Consider the following 21,901-nt stretch of genomic DNA (forward strand, 5'->3'; position numbering starts at 1 on the left):
AATCATGGAAGATGCCTGCCACAGAGGACCCCGCCTTAGATGAAGCTGTCTAAGTTGGGTCTTTTTAGTCAAATGGGCTGTTCGCAGTCATAAATCGCGTTTTCCCTTTTTCTACCGTACTCATGAAGGATACAGAAAGTTGGTGAAATCATGTTTGACTTATCTTCGAAGTATTATGACGTGATCTACAGCTTCAAGGACTATGAGCAGGAGGCGCGGCAGGTCCGGGAATATATCGAAAGACAAAGCAAGGTGTACCAAACCATTCTGGATGTAGCCTGCGGTACGGCGGAACACGCTGTTTTCTTGAAGCAGCACTATGCAATCGATGGAATCGATTTGAACCCCGAATTCGTAGCTATAGCGAAGTCGAAGAATCCCAAGGGGGATTATTCGGTGGCTGATATGACCCGTTTTCGACTCGGCCGGAAGTATGACGTGATTATGTGTCTGTTCAGCTCCATCGGGTATGTGAAGACGCCGGAGCTGTTGGTTCAAACCCTTGTGCAGTTTAGGGAACATCTGAACGAGGAAGGTATCATTCTAGTTGAGCCATGGCTTACGCCGGACGTTTGGACAACCGGAAGAGTGGACACGATCACGACCGAGCGCCATGGGATCCATATGAGCAGAATGTCCCATTCGGATCGCGCAGGTAATGTTTCGATCATGAATTTTTCGTATTTGTTTGGCAGCGAGGTTGGAATCGAGCATTACACGGAGGAGCATCGTATGGGTCTGTTTACCGTGGAAGAGATGATCGGGGCATTTCGGGAAGCGGGACTGGATGTGGAGCACGATACGCAAGGCTTGATCGGAAGAGGCATGTATATTGCCCGAATAGCTTAGTAAGGAGGACCTCAAAATATGTATGCGCATAGACCGCTGAGGGATGAGGATTTGCAAGCGATTTGCAGCTTTCCTCAAACGCCGGAAGAACTGTTTTACATGAGCCCGAGATCGGAATTCCCTTTGACGCCGGATCAAATCCTGAGTTTGCTTGAGAACCGCTTTGATCCCACGGTTATCGTTGAAGAATCCACCGGGCAGGTCGTCGCCTACGCGAATTTTTATGAAGATGCGGATGGATCGTTGTGGCTTGGCAATGTCGTTGTTGCACCGTCGCACCGTGGACTCGGTGCAGCGCAGAAGCTGTTGCGTACCATGATGGACATCGCCAAAGAAAAATACGAAATGGAACGTTTTTATCTAAGCTGTCATAATACCAATTCCAGAGGGCTTGTTTTTTATCATAAGTTGGGGTTCGAGCCGTTCGATGTCCGCATCACGGCGTTAGATGACGATCGGAAAATGATTACCATTCAGATGAAGCTGGATTTGGTCTGAGCAAGTCGTGTTGTTCAGTCGGATTCTGAGGTGAAAGGGGAGCTTTGGGATGAACACCATACAAGCGGTGCTGTTTGATTTCGATGGTACTTTAGCAGATACGCTGCCGCTCTCGTTTAAAGCGTTCCGGGCGGTTTTCTTGAAGTACGAAGGCCAGCGGTTGACCGATGCCGAGATCGTTCAGACGTTTGGGCCAACGGAGGAAGAGATCATTGCCAATTATCTTTCGAATCCGGCCCATGTTGATGAAGCCGTAGAATATTATTACGAAGTGTTTGAGCAGAATTTTCAAGAGCATGTGCAGGTATCGGAAGCCGTACAGGATCTAATTGTGAAGCTTTCGGATTTACGTTTACCCATGGTTATTATCACGGGCAAGAGCAGAAGATGCCTGGATATATGTTTAAGAAACCTGAAACTGGACGGGTATTTTGCCGCTACCATTACGGGAGATGAGGTTGAACGTTCCAAACCGGACCCGGAAGGGATATTCAAAGCCGTTCAACTGTTGGGTCTGAGGACATCGGACGTGGTTTTTGTCGGGGACAGCGATGCCGACATTGCGGCTGGCAAATCAGCTCAGGTATTAACCATCGGGGCGCATTGGTTTGATACCGTTCAGAATGCACAATTTGCGGTGGAACCCGACTATATGTTTACACGGCCCGATCAGTTGATAACATGGATCATGGCGAGGAATCATTGAGCGAATGAAAGCAGGGGTTATATTGAACAGCAAGACAACGATCGATTTCCAGGGTAAGCCCTTTACGATTGAATGTGAGGACATCTTCCTTCGGGAATATTTGTTGGAAGATCTGGATGCGATCTGCAAGATCACGCACGAACCGGAGATCAGACAGTTCCTGCCTGGCTGGGATGTATCAAGGGAACAGCGGCGAGAATGGTTAACCGACTATGAAATGCCGGAGAATCGGCGGTTCCTGCAAGCCGTTCAAGACGGCGGGGATGTGGGGCAGCTGCGTCTGCGGTTAGCCATCGTCTTGAAAGAAACAGGCGAGTGCATCGGCTGGTGCAATAGCGGTCCTAAGGAAGAGCTGCCCCCGCCTAACCGGGAGATTATGTACGGAATCTCCAATCGGTATTACAATAAGGGATATGCCACCCAAGCCGTGCGGGCGTTAATCCGTTATTTGTTCCGGAATACAAGGGAGCGAGAACTCAACGCAATCGCCGTCGTTCATAATCATGCTTCCAATAAAGTAATCCAAAAGTGCGGATTTGCCTATATCGGCGAGATCGAACTTGAGCAGGAGCGGTATCATCACTATAAATTATGCGATGAGTAACAGGGAGGCCCAATGAAACAGCTTGCCCTTGGAGCGGGGATCTTCATTGTGACGGAATTGCTTTTGATCACGCTTTTAGGCGTGGACGAATGGGCAATGATGGTGTTCTCAGCAGGTGTAATCATTACGATATTATTGTTAATTTTCATGCGTCTGACGGAGTTGGTGAAGAGTAACAGAGACCGTCTAGATCATCAACAAAGGCAGAGGATCCAGGAATTGAACCGGCAATCCAGATTAACTTCGACATCCGAAAATGGTTCGATGAATCCGGATGAATAAAATGTTATGCTGGGTAGCGAAAGGGTAATGGTTGAAGTTAAGCAGCAAGAAAGGAGGCCCAGCCTTGCGATACAACGTTATTTTATTTGATGCGGACGATACGCTATACGACTATGCCCAATCGGAGGCGTTTGCGTTAGCCGGCGTTTTTGGCGAAATCCACCAGGAGTGCACGAATGCGATCGTAGACAGTTACAGGCGCATAAACCAGCAGTTGTGGAACGATTTCGAGCAGGGGATCGTGACGCAGGGCGAATTGCGTACGGCTCGGTTCGAAAGACTCCTGGAGGAACATAGTATCAAATGCGCTTTGGACGCTGAAGCCTTTAGCAATATATACATAAAGTATTTAGGACAGGGCTCCTTTCTCATGGAAGGGGCAGAGAAGCTGTGCAGTCAACTGTCCGAGCGCGGTCAACGCATGGCCATCATCACGAACGGAATCAAGGAAGTGCAGTTTAATCGTATCAGCCGATCGGCGCTGTGCGATTCCTTTGAATGTATCGTGGTTTCGGAGGATGCAGGATCTCAAAAGCCGCACGAAGGAATATTCGATTACGCCTTCGATAAGTTAAACCACCCGGATAAAAGCGAGGTGCTCATTGTTGGCGATTCGTTAACTTCCGATATACAAGGAGGCATCCGTTACGGGATAGATACCTGCTGGTATAACCCGCAGCGAAAGGCCAATCCGACGTCCATTCACCCCAAGTATGAAATACATACTTTGGAGGAGCTTCACGACATCATTTCATCCGAATGACCGTGCTTTGGCCAGATCGATGAAGTTGGGGCAATATAATCCTTTCTAGATGTTTCAATTATGCTGAGGGTTTTCCAATAGGTTCCATGCGAAAAGGGAGGAAGGTGCAGAGGTGGTTCAGTGTCCATGGTGTGCGCAGGAGGTAACGTTGATTGATAGTATGTGTCCGGAATGCAAGCATGAGGTATTGCCGGAGCATCTGAGCACAGAGACGAATGAACAGACTACCGACCGATACGATTCAACAGCCGAAATGGATTACCTAAGCATTGAGGAATTAATGGCCAGCAAGTTCCATTGCCGCCGCTGCGGTCACCGTGAATGCAGCTCGCAGGAAGTCAGCATGAGCGGTACGGGCATAAGCAAAATATTCGATATCGACTATCATCATTATCTCTTCGTATCCTGTACGCGGTGCGGTTTCGTCGAGGTATTCAATCCCGATGTCCTCCGCGGACATCAATCCGGAGTGCTGGGAACGGTGCTCGATCTCATCTGGGGTTAACTAACAGAACATTCAGCAAAGGAGCATGAACATGATACAGGCATTTATTTTTGACATGGACGGGGTCATAATTGACAGCGAACCGCTGCACTTTGAAGTGGATATCCAGGTGATGAACTACTACGGATCCTCGATAACCCATGAACAATTGGAGAAGTATGTAGGCATGACCAATCCGGAGATGTGGGCAGCCATTAAACATGAGCATCAGCTTGCGCAATCCGTATCGGAGATTATCGAATACCAATTGTCCAATAAAATCGAGATGCTCACCTCTCGGGAAATGGAGCCGATTGCCGGCATTCGGGAGCTTCTGGCTGAACTTAAAGCACGTAGTATCCCTGCTGCGATTGCATCATCCTCGCCTCCCGTATTTATTACGGCCGTCTTGCGCAAGTTCGATCTCCTGGATCAATTCGAATGCGTCGTGAGCGGTGAAGAAGTGGAAAAAGGAAAACCGGCGCCGGATGTGTACCTCAAAGCGGCTGAATTGTTAGGCGTGGAGCCCGAGCACTGCATGGTGCTGGAGGATGCCCGGCATGGCGTTGCTGCAGCGAAGGCGGCCGGCATGACATGCATCGGCTTCGTGAACCCGAATTCGGGAAATCAGGATTTGTCGCAAGCCGATCATGTCGTGGATTCCATCGGGGACGTTCTGAGGATTTGCCAATTTGAATAGGGCTTGGTCTTGGATCCTGGCAGTTTGGCCGCGCACATTGCGGCTGAGCTGTTTTTTTGTTTTTGGTCCAATTGGTTATAAACCCAACTTATTGATCATAAAACTCGTTTATACTATATCTACTATATTATATCTACTATTAGGATCTAGACCTAAGTCTAGGTTCATTATCGTCTGAAGACGGAAGGCATCCTCCTCCATTCGTGATATCCTTGCATTAACATGATACGGGAGAGGAATGTGAACCGATGATTTCAAATTCGTATGTAAGCAACGATATCGCACGATACACGGGCTGCCCAAGGGTCAGCCAAGCAGAGGAGATTAGGCCTGATGGATTTTTTACGTAATTTAGGCGATATCGGATTATTCATTCATGCCATGATCGACGCGATCATTTTTCCGATTCCGGCACTGTTCTCGCAGTTGTCCTTAAGTGCCTTGAGTCCGGATCGTGCGATCTGGCTCGCCACGATCGGGTTTGTCGGGTGCTTGATCGGAACGCCCATCGGATATGGAATCGGCAAGGCTTCAGGTCATTTGGTGTTGACCAAGATCATGAAGAAAAAATGGTATGATTCTGCCACCGCTTTGTTCACCAAGCATGGCGAAGCCGCTATCCTGGTCGGTGCGTTTACGCCGATTCCCTTCAAAATATTCACCATTCTATCCGGCTGCATGAACTATCCTTTATGGAAGCTTATCAGCTATGCAGCGCTCGGACGCGCCGTGAAGTTCTACACGGTGGGTGTGCTGTTCTACGTATATGGCCGTGCTGCCGAGAATATGGTGGACAGCGTGCTTACGATTATTTTGTTGTCCGTAGGTGCTCTGATCGGGGGCATTTGGTTGACGGTGCGGCTTATCAAGAAGAGCAGGGATAAACGTTCGGATGTCCCCGTGGTGAAGGGACCAAAAGATTCAATTGACGTAACGGCAGGTGAAGAATGAATGATAAAGCGACTGCAAAGTTTTGATCACCGGGTATTCGTCTGGTGCAACCAGACGATCAGCAACCGAGCCTTTGACCGGTTGTTCGGCGGCATCACCCATCTCGGCGGAGCCACCTTCACCATTCTGAGCGCGTTGCTTATCGCCTGGGCAGCATTCGAAGCTTGGGATATAACGGCATATCAGAGTGCCATTGCGTTAACCGTTAGCCATCTGATCGTGGTCCTCATCAAGAGTATCGTCAGAAGAGATCGTCCCTTCCGGGTTTTGGAGCAGGTAAAGATCGGAAATTTCCCGCTGAAGGATTACTCCTTCCCTTCCGGTCATACGACGGCGATTTTTGCAGTCATTACCCCGCTGCTGTTTCTGGTTTCGCCGCTGCCGACGATACTGCTGATCATGCTGGCTGCGCTGGTCGGTCTATCCCGTATCTATTGGGGATATCATTACCCGACCGATTGTCTGGCGGGAAGCCTGATCGGATTCGGATCGGGATGGCTGGTCGTTTACCTGATGCATGTCTTGGGAAACACATAACGTTAGATAAGGAGTAATATCAATGAGATCCATATATGAGCAAAAAATCATCATATTAACCGGAAGTCTGGGAGAGGGTCATAACCAGGCATCAAAGGCCATTGTGGAATCAGCAAAAAGAAAATACCCTCATCTGCGCGTTAAAGTCATTGATTACATGGAGTTAACCCATCCGCGGCTGCATGTGGCCGGACAGTTTTTCTTTGTGCAGTGGATGAAGCATTTTCCATCCGTTTACGGTTATTTGTTCCAAAAAACGCGCGAGGAAAACACGCTCATTCAGATGCTGAAACGCTTCAGTACCTTCAGTCTTCAAAAACTGAGCGCAATGCTGGAAATCGAAAAGCCGGCTATCGTAGTCAGTACGTTTCCGCCGGCAGCGGCAGGCATGTCGCTGTTGAAAGCTATGGGTTACACGGACGTGCCGACGGCCACCGTCATGACGGATCATACGGATCACAGCTATTGGATCCATTCGCATACGGATTATTACATGGTGGGTTCCGATGTGGTCCAGGTTGCATTGGAGCGCAAAGGCGTGCCGAGCGAAAAAATCTCGGTGACCGGAATACCCGTCAACCCGCTCTATAGTCAACCGGTGGATGAGGAACGGCTGCGCGATTATTATGGCTTGAAACCATCCGAGCAGGTCGTGCTGATCATGGGCGGCGGAGAAGGGATGATCGATAAAGAAATTATCGAGCTCTTGAAATCCAGGGCATACCCGCAGGATGTTCGGTTTATGGTCGTGTGCGGACGCAATATGAAATTATATCAATCGCTGCTGGAAGAGTTTGCGGAGCATCCGCAAATCACCGTCATGGGTTATGTGGATCGTATGCATGAATTGATGGCGATGGCCGACTTGATGGTGACGAAGCCGGGAGGTCTCACGATTTCCGAAGCATTAACGATGGAACGTCCCATGCTGTTGGTTAAACCCTTGCCTGGCCAAGAGCAGGATAATGCCGACTACCTGGTTGGCATTGGCGTGGCTCGTCAAGCTATGGCGGGAGAACTGCAGCTTCAATTCATGACGCTAATGACGGATCCGTCCTTGCTGCAAGAGATGAAGCGAAAAGCGGCCATTAACACGCATAAAGATTCGGCGCTATCGGTTCTGACCCGATTGATGGAGATTCAACGGCGTTACCGCCCTTCGCGAGAATGGGCCGAAGAAAAGAACCCGGTGCCCTACGAGGTGCTGAACAGGGAAGTTTATGTGAATGAAGCCCTGCACCACTACCATGACAGTTATCGGTAAGACGAAGGAGTTTTCCCAATGAATTTGTTTGAATTGGTTGAGCGGTTGTTTGAACAATATGGTTATCTGGTGTTATTGATTGGGCTCCCTCTTGATTTTATTGCTCTTCCAATTCCTCCAGGAAATACTACCCTGACGTATACCGGGTTCCTTACCTATAAGGGGGTCATCGACATGGTTCCGGCCATGGGATCTGCTTTTATAGGAGCGGCGATGGGACTGACCATTACCTATATCCTCGGCTACCGGTTAGGGATGCCGCTGATTGAACGCTATGGAAAATGGCTGTTCATCAAGCCGTCCCTTGTGGAGAAAACACAGGCGTATTACAGCAAGTATGGGAACAAGCTGCTCATTGTCTGTTTTTTCATACCCGGAGTCAGGCAGTTTATCGGGTATTTCATCGGCATGATTCGAGTTCCCTATCGGACGGTTTGGATATATGGATACACGGGAGTGGCTGCATGGGTATTGGCCTTCTTCAGCATAGGCTTTATTTTCGGGGAGCAGTGGCAGTACATTCTGAATGTAGTGGAGCATTATTTGAAAGTCATCTTTCTCTGTCTGGCAGGTTCGTTTCTCGTTCTGCTGGTTTGGAGCCGCGTGAAACGCGAGAAGGCCAAGAAACTGACCAACGCGACAAGGAATGAATAGTTTGGATCCATGACCCGGCGAAGGATCATTGGTTTGCTCGGGTTTAGTTTATATAAGATAGGGACGAGCTGTGAAGTGAATTGTGATAAGATCTAAATTAAGTCAACAGCAGCACATACATAATGTAAACGAATGATGAGAGGAGGGAGGGGCTGGCATGAGCAAAATCATACCGTTGTTCAGGGTGTTCGACGAAACGAAGGCAAGGGAATTCTACTTGCAGTATCTTGGTTTCACCTTGGACTGGGAGCACCGGTTTGACGATTCGGCGCCGCTTTACATGCAAATATCCAAAGGTTCGTTATTGATCCATTTAACGGAGCATTACGGTGACTGCTCCCCTGGAGCAGCCATTCGCGTGGAGATCGCAGGAATTGAAGCTTTTCACGAACAGCTGTCAAACCAGAACTATCCGTATCAGAGACCCGGAATCGAGATCGCCCCATGGAACAGCAAAGAGGTACGTGTAACGGATCCGTTCGGCAATCGAATCACTTTCTACGAGGAGATGGAACCCGAGTGATGAAGCTAAACGAGATACGATGGGAACAAGCAAGGCAATATATGCTGCAGGGGGCCAGAAGCCTTGAACGGGCCTTGTTCCGATATGAATTCGAGAACGGGTCGTTTACGGATGTGCTGATTGAGCTCTCCAGCTACCAGAACGAGGATGGCGGATTCGGTCATGGTCTTGAGCCTGACCTTCGCTGCAAGGAATCATCCGCCCTGGCGACGACCAGAGCGCTGGAGATCCTCCGGTTACATCCGAATCATCCCGAGCGGAACGAACGGGTTATATCCGCGTTACAGTATCTCGAGCATACGTATGTGCCTGAACGCTCAGGATGGGACATTATCCCCAAAGAAGCGGAGCAGTCACCTAGAGCGATTTGGTGGCAATACGGCGCTTTTAAGGACCATTGGGGCAATCCCAATGCAGACATCATCGCTTATTTTATCGATGAACGGGAGCTGTATCCTCTGGAATCGCTGGATTCCTTGGTTCGTTATGCTCTGGACTATCTGAATCGAACCAGCGATTTAAAAGAAATGCATGAACTGTTTTGTTACTTGCGCTTGAATGAGCGATTGCCAAAGGAACAGGCATCGGAGATCAGGGAGGCTTTGGAGGCTTTCATGGACAACTGCATTAGCCTGGACCCCGGCAGCCGGGAGGGATACGGGGCAACACCGCTGAGCATTATGGACACGCCGAACTCTCCTTACTTTCCAAAATATCGAGCGCTTCTTCCGGCGGAGCTGGATTTGCTTATAGAGAACCAGGGCGAAGATGGGGCCTGGGAGCCGAATTGGAGCTGGTACCAATTCGAAGAGGTATGGCCGTCGGCCAAGGAAGAATGGAAGGGCGTTATGACACTGAATGCGCTGCGGACGCTGCGTAATTTTGACCGGATTGAAGGGATATGATGGCAAGATCCTGAGGATGAAACAGATATGGCTCGGTTCGCCGTAAAGCGAACCGAGCCATTGTTGTTTGGAGAAGGGAAGATATGCCCGCAAATCAAGATGAATCCCTGCAAGGGGAAGCAAATGCGTAAAGCCTGCTTAAGCCTTCTTCGATCTCTTCCGTCGAAAGGTTTCCATATCCCAATACGATCCCTGTCGAACCCGGAGGACGCGATGGCGAGATTCTGTAATTAGAAGCAGGCTCGACGCGAAACCCGTATGAGACCGTATCGTTCCATGGGAGGAGAGCGTAAGCTTGAGGACCGAATATCACCTGAAGATGCATCCCCGCATCATCGCCGACAATGGAAATATCCTGCCCGAACAAGTGATGGAGCCGCTCCGTTAATACATTGCGGCGTTTCTTGTACACTTTTTTCATCTTATGGATATGCCGTTCCAGATGGCCGTCCAGAATGAATTGGCTTAGCGCTTGTTGAATGACGGTTGGGGTATGTATATTCAGTTTATCTTTCATCTCGGTTATGGCATCGGTTAGATCAGGCGGGACGATCATGAATCCGATCCGGAGGCTCGGCGTTAAGGTTTTACTGAATGTTCCCACGTGAATGACTCTCGAAGGCGAGAGCGTCTGCAGAGGAGGCACCGGGATTCCTCGAAGCCGGAATTCGCTGTCATAATCATCTTCGATCACGAAGGAGTCGGCTTCCTCCAGCATCCGGATGGCCTGATGTCTGCGCTGTATGGATAGTACGCTGCCGGAAGGAAACTGATGTGACGGCGTTAATAAAACCAGATGACCTGGTGCGAAACTCGTCACGGCGTCGATGCGCATGCCGCTGTGATCCACCTCAACCGGCACAAGCCGATAGTTCATCATCTGAAAAATATCGCGGGTAATATCGATCGTGGGGTCTTCGATATAGATGGAATGAAACCTGGAAGCTAACGATTTGGCAAGGAGGAGCAACCCTTCGGAAGCGCCGGACACGATCACGATTTGATCGGATGAGCATTGGATGCCCTTGGACCGGAATACATAGTCGCAAATGGCAGAGCGCAGCATCTTATCACCTTTGATGTGACCGTAATCATGGTTTGCATTCACGGAGTCCTCAGCAGCTTGTTTCAAGTACTTGGCCCAGATGTGCCTTGGAAACATCTTCTGATCGGGAATGCCGGCGGCAAAATCGATCATGTGCGAATGTTCAGTCGATGTAACTTTATGGATCGGCTGCTCGCCGACAGATGGCTCGTTTCGTGGACGGGGAGAAGGTATTATCCCGCCCGCTACATAGGTGCCTGATCCTACGCGCCCTTCCAAATATCCCTCAGCCGTCAGCTGCTCATATACCTCGATGACTACATTGCGCGCAATGCCCCACTCTTTGGCCAGAACCCGGGTCGGAAGCAGCCGTGCTCCCGCTGCCAGCTGTCCCGATTCGATCAGCCTTCGCAGCTGCTGGCATACCTGATGGGTAACGGATCGTTTCGATTCACGGTCGATATAAATGCCGTACACCGTATCCCTCCTTTAATTGGTTCCTCCAAATTCACCATCATTGGATCTCATCACAAACCATTTTCCTAATTATAATGAAGGCGAACCAATTCGAAAAGGGAGGAACTATCATGGATAGAACGTTAGGCAGATCGCAAATCCCGGTAAGCCCGCTCGGCTTAGGCTGCTGGGCAATGGGCGGGAATTTTACGTTGGACGGCTTGTCCGACGGATGGGGCGAGGTGGACGAACGTGAATCCGTTGCAGGGATTCATGCGGCCCTGGAGAGGGGCGTTAACTTTTTTGATACGGCAGACGTTTATGGTACCGGGCATAGCGAACGGGTGCTTGGCCGCGCATTAAAAGGAAAGCGGCACGAAGCCGTGATAGCCACCAAATTCGGATATACCTATGATGAAACAACGAAGGAAGTTTTTACGCGTTATAATGTTACGCCGGATTATATCCGCTACGCTTGCGAGCGGTCTCTTCAGCGACTCGATACGGATTATATCGATCTCTATCAGATTCATGTAGGCGGATTACGACCGGATGAGGTGGAAACGGTGATTGATGCCTTAAACGGTCTTCGTCAAGAAGGGCTGATCCGTACATATGGCTGGAGTACCTGGGATACGGCCAATGCCGAGTTATTTGCAGAGCGATCCGAAGCGGCAGCCATTCAGCACGTGCTGAATGTTCTCAGTGACAATAAGGAGATGCTTGCCCTTTGCGAACGTCATGGTTTGGCGAGCATCAATAATACGCCTTTGGCCATGGGGCTGTTAAGCGGGAAATTTAATCAGGACACCCGATTCAATGATCAAGATGTGCGAGGAAGCGGTCACGACTGGGTCGCCTATTTCAAGGAGGGTAAGGCCGTACCGTCGTTCCTCGCTAAACTTGAAGCGGTGCGGGAGATTTTGACGAGTGAAGACCGTACTTTAGTTCAAGGAGCGTTAGCATGGATTTGGGGAAGAAGCCGCGCGGCGATTCCGATTCCGGGTTTCAAAACGAGAAGGCAAGCGGAAGAACTAATAGGAGCCGTTGCTTTTGAACCTTTAACGGCTGGACAGATGAACGAAATCGAAGGAATACTGGTCTCCATGTAGTCACATTCCAGTTATGTAGCAGGAGAGAAGCCCTTGGCAGATGCCGAGGGCCTTTTCGACGGAAATAAGCAGCATCCATCAGGAGTGCAGACACTATTATTTTTCGGCGGAGATGCTAAAATCATGACATGGAATGATCTCAAACATAATGGAAGGGAGAGAGGAACATGGATTTGAGGTATCCGATAGGACAGTTTGACTTGGGAGGCAGCACGTCGCCTGAGCACAGGAAAGTCTGGGTCCGAGAGATTAAGGGAATGCCGGAGAAGCTGAGGGCAGCGGTCCAGGGGTTAAGCCACGAACAACTGGATACGGCTTATCGCGAGGGCGGCTGGACGATCCGCCAGGTTGTTCACCATCTTGCTGACAGTCATATGAACAGCTATATCCGGTTTAAACTTGCGTTGACGGAAGAGAACCCGACGATTAAACCGTATGACGAACAGAAATGGGCTGCCCTGCACGATTCATTGACACAAGACATTGAGGCTTCGCTTGCATTGATCGACGGATTACATGCCAGATGGGTCGCTTTATTGGAGAATATGAAGGATGGGGACTATCTGAGAACGTTCTACCATCCCGAAAACCAGCGAACAACGAGTTTGGAATACGCCGCAGGCATGTATGCATGGCATGGAAATCACCACATTGCCCACATCACGTCAGCCAGAGAACGATTTGGATTTTAGTCGAAATCACATTGAACTCCGTCATACGACGGGGTTCTTTGTGTAAGGCCATGTCGTGATTTCTAACTTGATTGTCGCAATTTTACACTGTGAATCAGGCGGTACGTGTGATAGATTAATGGCATGATGTCTTAATATTAGATACTGAGGTGACTAGAATGATCAGAATCGGAAAAATTAGTTATTGGCATGTGCACGCATGGGATTATACGAAACAAGCGCAGGAGCATCCCGATGCTCAGATCGTAGCGGTATGGGATGAGAATCCGGAGCGGGGAAGAGAAGCCGCCGAGAAGCAAGGCGTGCGTTTTCATGAATCGCTGGATGACATGCTGCAAAGCGACGATATTGATGCCGTGATCGTGGATGCTCCGACATCCATGCACAGAGAAGTCATGTTGAAGGCCGCAGCGGCAGGCAAGCATATTTTCACGGAAAAAGTAATTGCTGCAACCCTTCAGGAGGTCAATGATATCATTAAAGCCGTGAAGGAGAATCAGGTCAAATTCACGGTATCGCTACCGCGGCTGAATGACGGTTATACGCTGGCGATCCGTGAGGTATTGGAGCAGGGATTGCTGGGAACCGTGACGCTCGTTCGCGTTCGCTTGTCCCACAATGGCGCAACCGCCGGTTGGCTGCCTGAGCATTTCTACAGCCTGGAGGAGTGCCGCGGGGGTGCCCTGATCGATCTGGGCTGCCATCCGATGTATTTGACGCGCCTGTTCCTTGGCGAGGAAGCCATTGACGTCCAAGCGAATTTCGGATACATAACCGGCAAAGAGGTAGAAGACAACGCCGTTGCCACGCTCTCTACGGCGGCGGGTGCCGTCGGCGTGGTGGAAGCCGGATTCGTTAACAACTTCTCTCCGTTCACGATCGAGATTCATGGCACGGATGGAACCATCCTGTACGGTACGCCGGATAGCAAGCTTCTGATTCGTTCAACGAAAAAAGAAGAGTACAAGGATGCTTGGGTTGAGCTGCCGGTACCGGCGAACCGCGCAAGTGCTTTTGAACAATGGATTTCTCATATTCAAGAAGATACCGTTGCCGAAGAAAATATCGCATATGCGGTTGAATTGACCAAATTGATGGAGGCAGCCAATCGTTCGGCCAAGGAGCATCGTGCTGTAAGATTGGATGAACTTCAAGCATAAGATACAGGGATGATGCACCGGGATGAATAACCATTTTCCATACGAAATGATGAAAGAGCGGCAGGATGCCTTGGAGCGGCTTGATCTTAGGGTCTATTGGGGACGTTACGAGATCCGGGTCCTTCGGTTTCATCTGACCACCTTCCCGCCCGGGAAGATTGTCTCCTTCCATAAGCATGCGGAGTATGAATTTCATTTCATACCCCGCGGCAAGGGGACCGTTATTATGGAGGATGAGCCGTATGCGCTGCGGGAAGGGATGTTCTATTTAACGGGTCCGAACGTGCTTCATTATCAGGAAGCGGATACCGCGGAACCGATGGACGAATTATGCCTGCACGTCGACATCATTCCCCGCGATGAGATTTCCGAGCCTGAGAGCCCGGCACTGCCTGTTTCGGATCCTTGGGAAATGGCGGAAGCCGATGACTGCATGGAGAAGCTCAGAGAATTGCCGATGAAGCCGGCGATGGACATCCATCGCGCGATGCCTTATTTTCTTGAGGCTTATCAGGCTTCGCAGGAGAAATATTCGGGTCTGTACACAACGATCAAGCAATGCCTTATTCAGATATTGCTGCGCGCTGTGCGCGCATATGAATCCGAGCCATCGGAAGCGGAGCTGCCTTCGCGCGATATGAAGGCTTACCGTTATCAATTGGCGCTGGAGTATATCCATGCGAATTCTTCGGGTGAGGTTGTGCTGGATGACGTCGCAGAGAAGCTGCATATCAGCTCAAGACAGCTGCAGCGGATATTCAAGGAGCAAGCGGAAGGTCAGTCCTTCAGCGAGATCCTGGAGCATGTCCGCCTGGAAGCCGTGTGCAGGAAGCTGATCGATACCAATTGGTCGATTGACAAAATCGCCATTCACGAAGGCTTCTCCAGCGGCAGTTATCTGCATACCGTTTTCCGAAAGAGATACGGATATACGCCAACAACATACCGAGCCATGAATGTGAAATTGTAGGGGGAGTATCAGCCATGGGCAAAACCATTCGAATTGGAATTATTGGAAGCGGCGGCATTGCGGGGGAGCATGCAAAGTACTATAAACAAATTGACGATGTGCAAATTGTTGCCGTAGCTGATATTTTACCCGGCAGAGCCGATCAGTTTATTGAGCGCTGGGGATTGCAGGGAGCCATCGGATTCGATGACCACCGCAGATTGTTGGATCTTGACCTGGACGGCGTAAGCATCTGTACGCCGAACGTCGCTCATTACCGTACGACGATCGATGCGCTGTCGGCGGGCAAACACGTTATGCTTGAAAAACCGATGTCGGTCACTTTGGATGAAGCGATCGAGATGGTTCAAATCTCGAAGAAGACCGGGAATATGCTTAATGTAGGCTTCCAGCCGCGATATGACCCGAACATGGGCATCATTAAGAATTTGATCCAGAACGGCGAGCTTGGAAAAGTGTACTATGTGGAAACCGGGGGCGGCCGCCGACGGGGAATGCCAGGCGGCACGTTTGTACGCCAGGAAATCGCCGGGGCAGGCGCTATGGCGGACATCGGATGCTATTCCCTGGACATGGCGCTGAACGCCCTGGGATATCCCAAGCCATTAACGGTATCCGCTTATACGTCGAATTATTTCGGGACGAATCCCAAATACCATGCGGAAGCCGGAGCGTTTAACGTAGAGGACTTCGGGGTAGCCATCATTCGGTTTGAAGGCGACCTTGTGCTTAACTTTAAAACATCCTGGGCTATGCATATGGATACGCTCGGGGCAACGATGTTCCTTGGGACGGACGCGGGCATGAAGATTACGCCTGCAGGCTCAGGCCCTTGGAGCGGTGTATGGGACGGGAAGGTAGGCTCGATTTCCTTGTTCCACGATATCCAGGGCCATCATACCGAAAGCGCAATACCGCTGATCAGCCATGAGCTGAATGTATTCCAGGAGAAAATCAAGGATTTCGTTAGCGCGGTGCGCGAAGGCAAGCCGGCGCCGATTCCGGGTGAGCAGGTGCTTCGCAATCAAGCGATACTGGACGGTATTCTGCGATCCTCCCAAAGCAAAAAAGAAGTGGAAATCCATATTCCGGATATGGATTAAGATGATGAAAGCCGTGCAACCAGCGCGGCTTTTTAGTTGCAATTTTAATTATTTAATTCGTGAAAATAGCATTGCAAATGCTTCCATTTTTTAAATGGATATGATAGTATGAATGCGAACAATTGTTCTTCGACAGAGATGAATTGGAATCCATACATAACATATCCGGTATGAAAGATGGTGCAGACCTGATGACTGATCGATATGCTGAAATCGATGAAGTAATCGCTTATATTCACAAGAATATTTACGAGCCTCTCCCGTTATCAACGCTTGCGGATTACATCGGGTACAGCCCATATCACTTCTCGCGTATATTCAAGGATCGAATCGGGCTGCCTCCGTTATATTATGTTTCATCGCTTCGCCTGGAGAAGGCAAAGGATTTGCTGTTACATACGCATCTAAGCATACGGGATATCGCCATGGAGATCGGCCAGCAGAGTCTGGGGACGTTTACGACACGCTTCACAGAGAGGGTGGGGGTGACCCCTTCGCAATTCCGGAACTCGAAGGAGGAGGCCGACGAGCATCTGTTAGCCCTGCAGAAGCTGAACAGCTGGCGCGAGTCCATGCCGGTAGAAAATCCCGATTTGACGGTTGAAGGCACGATCGAGGCCGCGGCTCCCTTTCAGGGCGTGATTTTGATCGGGCTGTTTGCCAAGCCGATCCCCGAAGGGTTTCCCCTATACGGTACTTTGCTTTCATCCGTCGGCTCCTTTCGTTTTACCGACGTCAGACCCGGCACGTATTATTTGATGGCTACTTCGGTCCCATGGGGCATGCAGGCGGTCGATTTCCTGCTTCCTCAGTCCACTACGCTGCGTACCCGTTCAAAGGAGCCCGTTATCGTAAAGCCGTACGCCAGGACGCCGCATCTTCATGTTACGCTCCACGTTCCCCGGCTGGATGATCCGCCGATTCTGATTTCCTTGCCGATTTTAATGAATCATTTCCTTAAGAGGGTTGCTCCCATGCTGAGATGAGTCATGATGGAGAGAAGCGGTCTGGTTCGTAAAATGGATACACTTTTGGCATTAAGGGCTTCCGAACGCAGCGGCAGCTCTTCATTGCATTTCGTTGACATTTGGGTTCTGATTCATGATACTTGAATGAGGGCGAACGGCTTCGATTGTAAGTTTGTATGAACGAAAGATTTGAGGTGGCATCTGTGATTGTTGTAAGCTCATGTTTAGCCGGTATGAAAGTTCGCTATAATGCGACTGACAGCATGGATACGAATATTCAGCTGCTCGTTGAAGCGAAGAAAGCCGTAATCGTATGTCCCGAACTGCTGGGTGGATTCACCATCCCTCGAGAACCTGCGGAGATCGTTGGAGGGAACGGGGATGATGTACTGGCGGGAAATGCCAGAGTGGTGGAGCTATCGGGCAGAGACGTGACCGAGATGTATATCCAAGGTGCATACCAGGCTCTTCGAATGGCACAAGAGCTTGGAGCCTTGCTGATCGTCCTGAAAGAGGGAAGTCCTTCCTGCGGAAGTGCCATGATTTATAACGGAGAATTTGACAATGTGAAACAGGCCGGTTATGGCGTGACTACGGCTCTTCTGCGCCGGGAAGGCTATACGGTTATATCTGAGCACGAGCTAAGCGTTTATGCGGCACAGCCGGAATACGCAACTCTCTTTGCCGAGAGATAATCTTGTTCATCGGTTTTGAGGGTTTTCGTCCTGCTCAATAATTATGATAGAATTATCCTATCGACTGCTTATGGCGTAGTGATTCTTTATATTGGAGGGAAATATGGAACTCATAAATCAAACTGAAGTACAGCAAATGATTGATAAATTGAAGGATCAGGATTTATATATCCATCTTGAGATGACGACAGGCGCCTATGCTGCCCATTATGACAGCTCCAAACACCCGGCGGCTAATTTTATAACGAACGCAACCATTCGTTACAGTCATGGTTCCATATCCGGCAACGGACCTTACAGGGTCGGATTGAAGATGGGCCAAGGCTGGGTATATACGGAAGGACTCACCCACTTCGAGCAGACGGACACCGAACGGCTCATCATGGCGGGTCATGACAGTCAGGGGAAACTGGTTGTCGCTTTGCAGCTGAGCCGGGAACCTTTTTAATAGAGAGAGGAGACGAGGATCGATGGAGCAAAACATACTGGTCGTATTGCCGCATCCGGATGACGAGGCTTTTGGTTTGTCCGGAACGCTGGCTAAATATATTATTGAAGGCGCACATGTAACCTACGCGTGTTTAACGCTGGGGGAAATGGGCCGCAATATGGGCATTCCTCCCTTCGCGAATCGCATTACGCTTCCAACGATACGCAAAGCGGAGCTGGAAGAATCCTGCAAAGCCATCGGCATACAGGATCTGAGATTGCTTGGTTTCCATGATAAAACGATTGAGTTCGAGGATCAGGACAAACTGGACGGCGTGATTGCTTCTCTGCTTCAGGAGATCAAGCCATCGCTGGTGTTCACGTTCTACCCAGGATACAGCGTGCACCCCGATCATGATGCAACAGGCGCGGCCGTCATTCGAACGATTGGTCGGATGCCTGCCGAAGAAAGACCCGTGGTCCAATGTCTGGCTTTCTCCAACAACTGTGAACAGGAACTGGGTAAACCGGATGTCTACCAAGACGTATCCATGTTTATGGTGCAGAAGCTGAACTCCATTCAAGCTCATCGCTCTCAATTCCAAGCAGCCGAGCTGCTTGGCAAGAAACAGATGAAGGCCAAGGAAGTGGAGCAGCGCTTCGGAACGGAGCGCTTCTGGACCTATACCTTTGCATAAAGATCCACCATCGGTTGGATCCATAAAAAGAGCCGCAGACTCAGCATCTGCGGCTCTTTTTTTCAAGGTTTAGTCTAATGAGATATGTCGGCTTCGGTCAGAGAGGGTAACTCTTCATTTGCTTCTAGGAGGCAGAATGAATCAACAGCCAATGCTAGGGGCTGCTGATGGATAAAGGATACATTGTGCCTTCCATACAGAAGGAGGTTCTCCCGGTCTCTTCCGATACAACGAGGACCAAGGCATCACTGATCTCGGATAGTCCTATGGCTGCACGGTGACGGGTTCCGAGCTTGCGATCCCCGTAGGTTTTGGCGGTTAACGGGAGCACGTTCGCAGCCGAAATAATCATATCTTTGCGCACGAGCACAGCCCCATCGTGGAGCGGACTGCCTGGAACGAATATGGATTCAAGCAGGGGGCTCGTGATTTCTGCCGACAAGGGAATGCCGGGCGTTATTATGGAATCCAGGCCGTCCTCGCGTTGAATAACAATCAACGCACCCAGATTTTTTTGGCTGAGATGGTATACAGATTTCGCGATTTCTTGATATTTGCTGGTGAAGGGGAAGAGAAAACAATTGAGATAATACGTTGATGAAATCGATTCGGCTTCCATGAACTTGGTTCGTATCGAGTCCAGCTCCCCTAACAGGCAGGAGCCGTCTTGATCTAAATTGACGATAACCTGCTGCAGATGGCCCGTGATATCCGAGAGCTGTTCCTTTAATTTGCGTTTCAGCGGCGTAAAATTGCAGTCATGATTGTGCATCCGATGTCTTCCTCCTTATCATTGGTATCATTACCATTCGGGGATGGCGATATTCCATAATTCGGCTTGCTTTTATCCAGCAAACGTTAGGAAAACCGATTTATCAGGAAAACTGATAAATGCTATAAGAACATTGTAATTGACCGGCCCCGTAAGCTGTGATAGGTTCAGAGGAGCAATAAAATTAATTATATCGCAATAGTGGGAATTAATAATGTGCGCTTTTGAGAGGTGGATATTGTTGGAACTTCAAGTAACGAACAGTCCTTTTAATCAGGAACAAGTGGAATTGCTGAATCGCTTGCTGCCTACACTGACGGAATCCCAGCGGACGTGGCTGAGCGGCTTTATCGCTGCTTTGCAGGGAACGGCAGCCGCTGCGGCAGTTGCTGCTTCACCGCAAGCGAGTGCTGCGGCAGCCGTATCGGCACCGGTTGTGTCAGCTCCTAAAGAAGTCACCGTCCTATATGGGTCTCAGACGGGCAACGGTCATGGATTATCGAAAAAGTTATCGAAGAAGCTTGAAGAAGTCGGATTGCAGGTCACCATGTCCTCGATGAGCGATTTCAAGCCGAACAACCTGAAGAAATTACAGAATCTCCTCATTATTGTAAGTACGCACGGAGAAGGCGAACCGCCGGATAACGCGATTCCATTCTATGAGTTCCTGCATAGCAAGCGGGCACCTCAGGTGGAGAATCTTCAATATTCCGTACTGGCGCTGGGGGATACCTCGTATGAATTTTTCTGCCAAACGGGTAAAGATTTCGACAAGCGCCTCGAGGAACTGGGCGGCAAACGGCTGACGCCAAGAGTAGACTGCGACGTGGATTTTGATGAATCGGCCGCGGAATGGATGAATCAGGTCCTCCTATCGTTGAATGAGGCCGGAGCGGGATCGTCCGTTGTTGAACATGTAAGCGCGGTAGCCCTGACCGACAGTACGGAATCTGAATATTCGAGAAGTAATCCGTTTCAAGCCGAGATCCTCGAAAATTTGAATTTGAACGGAAGAGGGTCTGACCGGGAAACCCGTCATATCGAAATATCGCTTGAAGGATCGAATCTGCAGTATGAGCCTGGCGACAGTTTAGGCATCTATCCGGAAAATCATCCGCAGCTGGTAGATGATCTCATCGCTGAAATGGGATGGAATGCAGACGAAGCGGTCGTTGTGAACAAAAGTGGCGAAGCGCGGACGCTGCGGGATGCCTTGCTCCGTCATTATGAAATCACGGTTCTCACGAAACCTCTGATTGAACAGGCGGCTAAGCTGTCGGGGAGCGAAGGGCTTCGGAAACTGCTGGAGCCTGGACATGAGCAGGAACTTCGTGCCTATATCGAGGAACGGGATTTGCTGGATCTGGTACAGGATTATGGGCTGCAGCAAGTGGCGGCAAGCGATTTTGTATCCATTCTGCGCAAGATTCCGGCTCGTCTGTACTCGATCGCAAGCAGCTCCAAAGCATTTCCGGATGAAGTCCATGTCACCGTTCGGACGGTCCGCTATGAAGCACACGGCCGCAACCGCTACGGGGTGTGCTCGGTACAATTGGCAGAACGACTGGAAGCTGGCGATTCATTGCCGGTATACATTCAGCATAACCCGAACTTTAAGCTCCCCGAGAATCCGGACACCCCGATTATTATGATTGGACCAGGCACGGGCGTGGCCCCTTTTCGGGCTTTCCTGGGGGAACGGGAAGAGACTGGCGCAGAAGGGAAATCGTGGCTGTTCTACGGCGATCAGCATTTCACGACGGACTTCCTCTACCAGATTGAGTGGCAGCGCTGGTTGAAGGATGGGGTATTGACTCGCATGGATGTTGCCTTCTCACGGGATACGGACAAGAAAGTGTACGTGCAGCACCGGATGCTGGAGAACAGCAAGGAGCTGTATCAGTGGCTCCAAGAAGGGGCTTGCGTATATGTCTGCGGCGATGAGAAGAAGATGGCTCATGACGTGCATTCCGCGCTGGGGTCCATTCTTGAACAAGAAGGCGGGATGAGTCCGGAAGAAGCTGCGGAATATCTGACGCTCATGCAGCAACAGAAACGTTATCAGCGGGATGTGTATTGAG

At 50.0% G+C, this 21,901-nt stretch carries 26 protein-coding genes; 24 read left to right on the forward strand and 2 right to left on the reverse strand.

Annotation, left to right across the window (positions count from 1 at the left end; genetic code table 11):
- The first annotated feature begins 150 nt into the window (after positions 1-150).
- From AC3RCL_RS12290 to AC3RCL_RS12355, 14 genes are all read left to right on the forward strand, one after another.
- Entirely contained in the window at positions 151-849 is a 699-nt protein-coding gene (locus AC3RCL_RS12290; RefSeq protein ID WP_492535465.1) for a class I SAM-dependent DNA methyltransferase, read from the forward strand.
- 18 nt (positions 850-867) lie between these two features.
- A complete protein-coding gene (locus tag AC3RCL_RS12295; RefSeq protein WP_492535467.1) occupies positions 868-1,347 on the forward strand; it encodes a GNAT family N-acetyltransferase in 480 nt (159 codons plus the stop codon).
- A 49-nt stretch (positions 1,348-1,396) separates the two neighbouring features.
- Entirely contained in the window at positions 1,397-2,053 is a 657-nt protein-coding gene (locus tag AC3RCL_RS12300; RefSeq protein ID WP_096774228.1) for an HAD family hydrolase, read from the forward strand.
- 4 nt (positions 2,054-2,057) lie between these two features.
- Positions 2,058-2,657, forward strand: a complete 600-nt coding sequence (locus AC3RCL_RS12305; protein WP_213579011.1) for a GNAT family N-acetyltransferase — start codon at positions 2,058-2,060, stop codon at positions 2,655-2,657.
- A gap of 12 nt (positions 2,658-2,669) precedes the next feature.
- The gene (locus AC3RCL_RS12310) at positions 2,670-2,939 is read left to right on the forward strand and encodes a hypothetical protein (protein WP_492535470.1); all 270 of its coding nucleotides are present in this window, start codon (positions 2,670-2,672) and stop codon (positions 2,937-2,939) included.
- A gap of 64 nt (positions 2,940-3,003) precedes the next feature.
- Positions 3,004-3,702: a YjjG family noncanonical pyrimidine nucleotidase gene (locus AC3RCL_RS12315; RefSeq protein ID WP_492535472.1), complete on the forward strand. Its 699-nt coding sequence runs from the start codon at positions 3,004-3,006 to the stop codon at positions 3,700-3,702.
- A gap of 148 nt (positions 3,703-3,850) precedes the next feature.
- Positions 3,851-4,207: a zinc ribbon domain-containing protein gene (locus AC3RCL_RS12320; protein ID WP_228468890.1), complete on the forward strand. Its 357-nt coding sequence runs from the start codon at positions 3,851-3,853 to the stop codon at positions 4,205-4,207.
- A 31-nt stretch (positions 4,208-4,238) separates the two neighbouring features.
- Positions 4,239-4,886 carry an HAD family hydrolase gene (locus AC3RCL_RS12325; RefSeq protein WP_492535474.1) on the forward strand — a complete coding sequence of 216 codons (648 nt, stop codon included), beginning with the start codon at positions 4,239-4,241 and terminating at the stop codon, positions 4,884-4,886.
- 333 nt (positions 4,887-5,219) lie between these two features.
- The gene (locus tag AC3RCL_RS12330) at positions 5,220-5,837 is read left to right on the forward strand and encodes a YqaA family protein (RefSeq protein WP_492535476.1); all 618 of its coding nucleotides are present in this window, start codon (positions 5,220-5,222) and stop codon (positions 5,835-5,837) included.
- Complete coding sequence (locus AC3RCL_RS12335) at positions 5,838-6,374, forward strand: phosphatase PAP2 family protein (RefSeq protein ID WP_492535478.1); 537 nt, start codon at positions 5,838-5,840, stop codon at positions 6,372-6,374. It abuts the gene before it with no gap.
- A 22-nt stretch (positions 6,375-6,396) separates the two neighbouring features.
- Positions 6,397-7,638 carry an MGDG synthase family glycosyltransferase gene (locus AC3RCL_RS12340; RefSeq protein ID WP_096774223.1) on the forward strand — a complete coding sequence of 414 codons (1,242 nt, stop codon included), beginning with the start codon at positions 6,397-6,399 and terminating at the stop codon, positions 7,636-7,638.
- 18 nt (positions 7,639-7,656) lie between these two features.
- On the forward strand, positions 7,657-8,292 hold the full coding sequence (locus AC3RCL_RS12345) for a DedA family protein (RefSeq protein WP_015735941.1): 636 nt from the start codon (positions 7,657-7,659) through the stop codon (positions 8,290-8,292).
- Between the two features lie 157 nt (positions 8,293-8,449).
- Complete coding sequence (locus tag AC3RCL_RS12350; protein ID WP_492535481.1) at positions 8,450-8,815, forward strand: glyoxalase superfamily protein; 366 nt, start codon at positions 8,450-8,452, stop codon at positions 8,813-8,815.
- On the forward strand, positions 8,815-9,720 hold the full coding sequence (locus AC3RCL_RS12355; RefSeq protein ID WP_492536329.1) for a hypothetical protein: 906 nt from the start codon (positions 8,815-8,817) through the stop codon (positions 9,718-9,720). The genes AC3RCL_RS12350 and AC3RCL_RS12355 overlap by 1 nt, the downstream gene beginning before the upstream one ends.
- Positions 9,721-9,814: 94 nt before the next feature.
- Here the strand turns inward: AC3RCL_RS12355 and pdxR are convergent, their stop codons facing one another.
- Entirely contained in the window at positions 9,815-11,242 is a 1,428-nt protein-coding gene (pdxR, locus tag AC3RCL_RS12360; protein WP_452515649.1) for a MocR-like pyridoxine biosynthesis transcription factor PdxR, read from the reverse strand.
- Positions 11,243-11,352: 110 nt separating this feature from the next.
- Between pdxR and AC3RCL_RS12365 the strand changes: the two genes are divergently transcribed.
- From AC3RCL_RS12365 to bshB2, 9 genes are all read left to right on the forward strand, one after another.
- Positions 11,353-12,333, forward strand: coding sequence for an aldo/keto reductase (locus AC3RCL_RS12365; protein WP_492535483.1), 981 nt, complete (start codon positions 11,353-11,355; stop codon positions 12,331-12,333).
- A 167-nt stretch (positions 12,334-12,500) separates the two neighbouring features.
- On the forward strand, positions 12,501-13,025 hold the full coding sequence (locus AC3RCL_RS12370; RefSeq protein ID WP_492535485.1) for a YfiT family bacillithiol transferase: 525 nt from the start codon (positions 12,501-12,503) through the stop codon (positions 13,023-13,025).
- Positions 13,026-13,183: 158 nt separating this feature from the next.
- The gene (locus AC3RCL_RS12375) at positions 13,184-14,185 is read left to right on the forward strand and encodes a Gfo/Idh/MocA family protein (protein ID WP_096774216.1); all 1,002 of its coding nucleotides are present in this window, start codon (positions 13,184-13,186) and stop codon (positions 14,183-14,185) included.
- A 22-nt stretch (positions 14,186-14,207) separates the two neighbouring features.
- Positions 14,208-15,155, forward strand: a complete 948-nt coding sequence (locus AC3RCL_RS12380) for an AraC family transcriptional regulator (RefSeq protein ID WP_096774215.1) — start codon at positions 14,208-14,210, stop codon at positions 15,153-15,155.
- A 14-nt stretch (positions 15,156-15,169) separates the two neighbouring features.
- On the forward strand, positions 15,170-16,258 hold the full coding sequence (locus AC3RCL_RS12385) for a Gfo/Idh/MocA family protein (protein WP_009595639.1): 1,089 nt from the start codon (positions 15,170-15,172) through the stop codon (positions 16,256-16,258).
- 191 nt (positions 16,259-16,449) lie between these two features.
- Positions 16,450-17,244 (forward strand): helix-turn-helix transcriptional regulator, encoded by a 795-nt coding sequence (locus AC3RCL_RS12390; protein WP_486047139.1) that lies wholly within the window; start codon positions 16,450-16,452, stop codon positions 17,242-17,244.
- A gap of 185 nt (positions 17,245-17,429) precedes the next feature.
- Positions 17,430-17,921, forward strand: a complete 492-nt coding sequence (locus AC3RCL_RS12395) for a 2-thiouracil desulfurase family protein (RefSeq protein ID WP_492535489.1) — start codon at positions 17,430-17,432, stop codon at positions 17,919-17,921.
- 103 nt (positions 17,922-18,024) lie between these two features.
- Positions 18,025-18,369 (forward strand): YojF family protein, encoded by a 345-nt coding sequence (locus tag AC3RCL_RS12400; RefSeq protein ID WP_015735930.1) that lies wholly within the window; start codon positions 18,025-18,027, stop codon positions 18,367-18,369.
- A gap of 22 nt (positions 18,370-18,391) precedes the next feature.
- On the forward strand, positions 18,392-19,048 hold the full coding sequence (bshB2, locus tag AC3RCL_RS12405) for a bacillithiol biosynthesis deacetylase BshB2 (RefSeq protein WP_009596037.1): 657 nt from the start codon (positions 18,392-18,394) through the stop codon (positions 19,046-19,048).
- Positions 19,049-19,202: 154 nt separating this feature from the next.
- Here the strand turns inward: bshB2 and cdaS are convergent, their stop codons facing one another.
- Entirely contained in the window at positions 19,203-19,820 is a 618-nt protein-coding gene (gene cdaS / locus AC3RCL_RS12410) for a sporulation-specific diadenylate cyclase CdaS (protein WP_492535492.1), read from the reverse strand.
- 241 nt (positions 19,821-20,061) lie between these two features.
- Between cdaS and AC3RCL_RS12415 the strand changes: the two genes are divergently transcribed.
- A complete protein-coding gene (locus AC3RCL_RS12415; RefSeq protein ID WP_492535494.1) occupies positions 20,062-21,900 on the forward strand; it encodes an assimilatory sulfite reductase (NADPH) flavoprotein subunit in 1,839 nt (612 codons plus the stop codon).
- Position 21,901 lies beyond the last annotated feature (1 nt).

The organism is Paenibacillus sp. MT86 (genome assembly GCF_058792535.1).

Coding starts and splice junctions, on each gene's coding strand:
- AC3RCL_RS12290 (WP_492535465.1), top strand. CDS start 151: ATGTTTGACTTATCTTCGAAGTATTATGACGTGATCTACAGCTTCAAG.
- AC3RCL_RS12295 (WP_492535467.1), top strand. CDS start 868: ATGTATGCGCATAGACCGCTGAGGGATGAGGATTTGCAAGCGATTTGC.
- AC3RCL_RS12300 (WP_096774228.1), top strand. CDS start 1,397: ATGAACACCATACAAGCGGTGCTGTTTGATTTCGATGGTACTTTAGCA.
- AC3RCL_RS12305 (WP_213579011.1), top strand. CDS start 2,058: ATGAAAGCAGGGGTTATATTGAACAGCAAGACAACGATCGATTTCCAG.
- AC3RCL_RS12310 (WP_492535470.1), top strand. CDS start 2,670: ATGAAACAGCTTGCCCTTGGAGCGGGGATCTTCATTGTGACGGAATTG.
- AC3RCL_RS12325 (WP_492535474.1), top strand. CDS start 4,239: ATGATACAGGCATTTATTTTTGACATGGACGGGGTCATAATTGACAGC.
- AC3RCL_RS12330 (WP_492535476.1), top strand. CDS start 5,220: ATGGATTTTTTACGTAATTTAGGCGATATCGGATTATTCATTCATGCC.
- AC3RCL_RS12335 (WP_492535478.1), top strand. CDS start 5,838: ATGATAAAGCGACTGCAAAGTTTTGATCACCGGGTATTCGTCTGGTGC.
- AC3RCL_RS12340 (WP_096774223.1), top strand. CDS start 6,397: ATGAGATCCATATATGAGCAAAAAATCATCATATTAACCGGAAGTCTG.
- AC3RCL_RS12345 (WP_015735941.1), top strand. CDS start 7,657: ATGAATTTGTTTGAATTGGTTGAGCGGTTGTTTGAACAATATGGTTAT.
- AC3RCL_RS12350 (WP_492535481.1), top strand. CDS start 8,450: ATGAGCAAAATCATACCGTTGTTCAGGGTGTTCGACGAAACGAAGGCA.
- AC3RCL_RS12355 (WP_492536329.1), top strand. CDS start 8,815: ATGAAGCTAAACGAGATACGATGGGAACAAGCAAGGCAATATATGCTG.
- AC3RCL_RS12365 (WP_492535483.1), top strand. CDS start 11,353: ATGGATAGAACGTTAGGCAGATCGCAAATCCCGGTAAGCCCGCTCGGC.
- AC3RCL_RS12370 (WP_492535485.1), top strand. CDS start 12,501: ATGGATTTGAGGTATCCGATAGGACAGTTTGACTTGGGAGGCAGCACG.
- AC3RCL_RS12375 (WP_096774216.1), top strand. CDS start 13,184: ATGATCAGAATCGGAAAAATTAGTTATTGGCATGTGCACGCATGGGAT.
- AC3RCL_RS12380 (WP_096774215.1), top strand. CDS start 14,208: ATGAATAACCATTTTCCATACGAAATGATGAAAGAGCGGCAGGATGCC.
- AC3RCL_RS12385 (WP_009595639.1), top strand. CDS start 15,170: ATGGGCAAAACCATTCGAATTGGAATTATTGGAAGCGGCGGCATTGCG.
- AC3RCL_RS12390 (WP_486047139.1), top strand. CDS start 16,450: ATGACTGATCGATATGCTGAAATCGATGAAGTAATCGCTTATATTCAC.
- AC3RCL_RS12400 (WP_015735930.1), top strand. CDS start 18,025: ATGGAACTCATAAATCAAACTGAAGTACAGCAAATGATTGATAAATTG.
- bshB2 (WP_009596037.1), top strand. CDS start 18,392: ATGGAGCAAAACATACTGGTCGTATTGCCGCATCCGGATGACGAGGCT.
- cdaS (WP_492535492.1), bottom strand. CDS start 19,820: ATGCACAATCATGACTGCAATTTTACGCCGCTGAAACGCAAATTAAAG.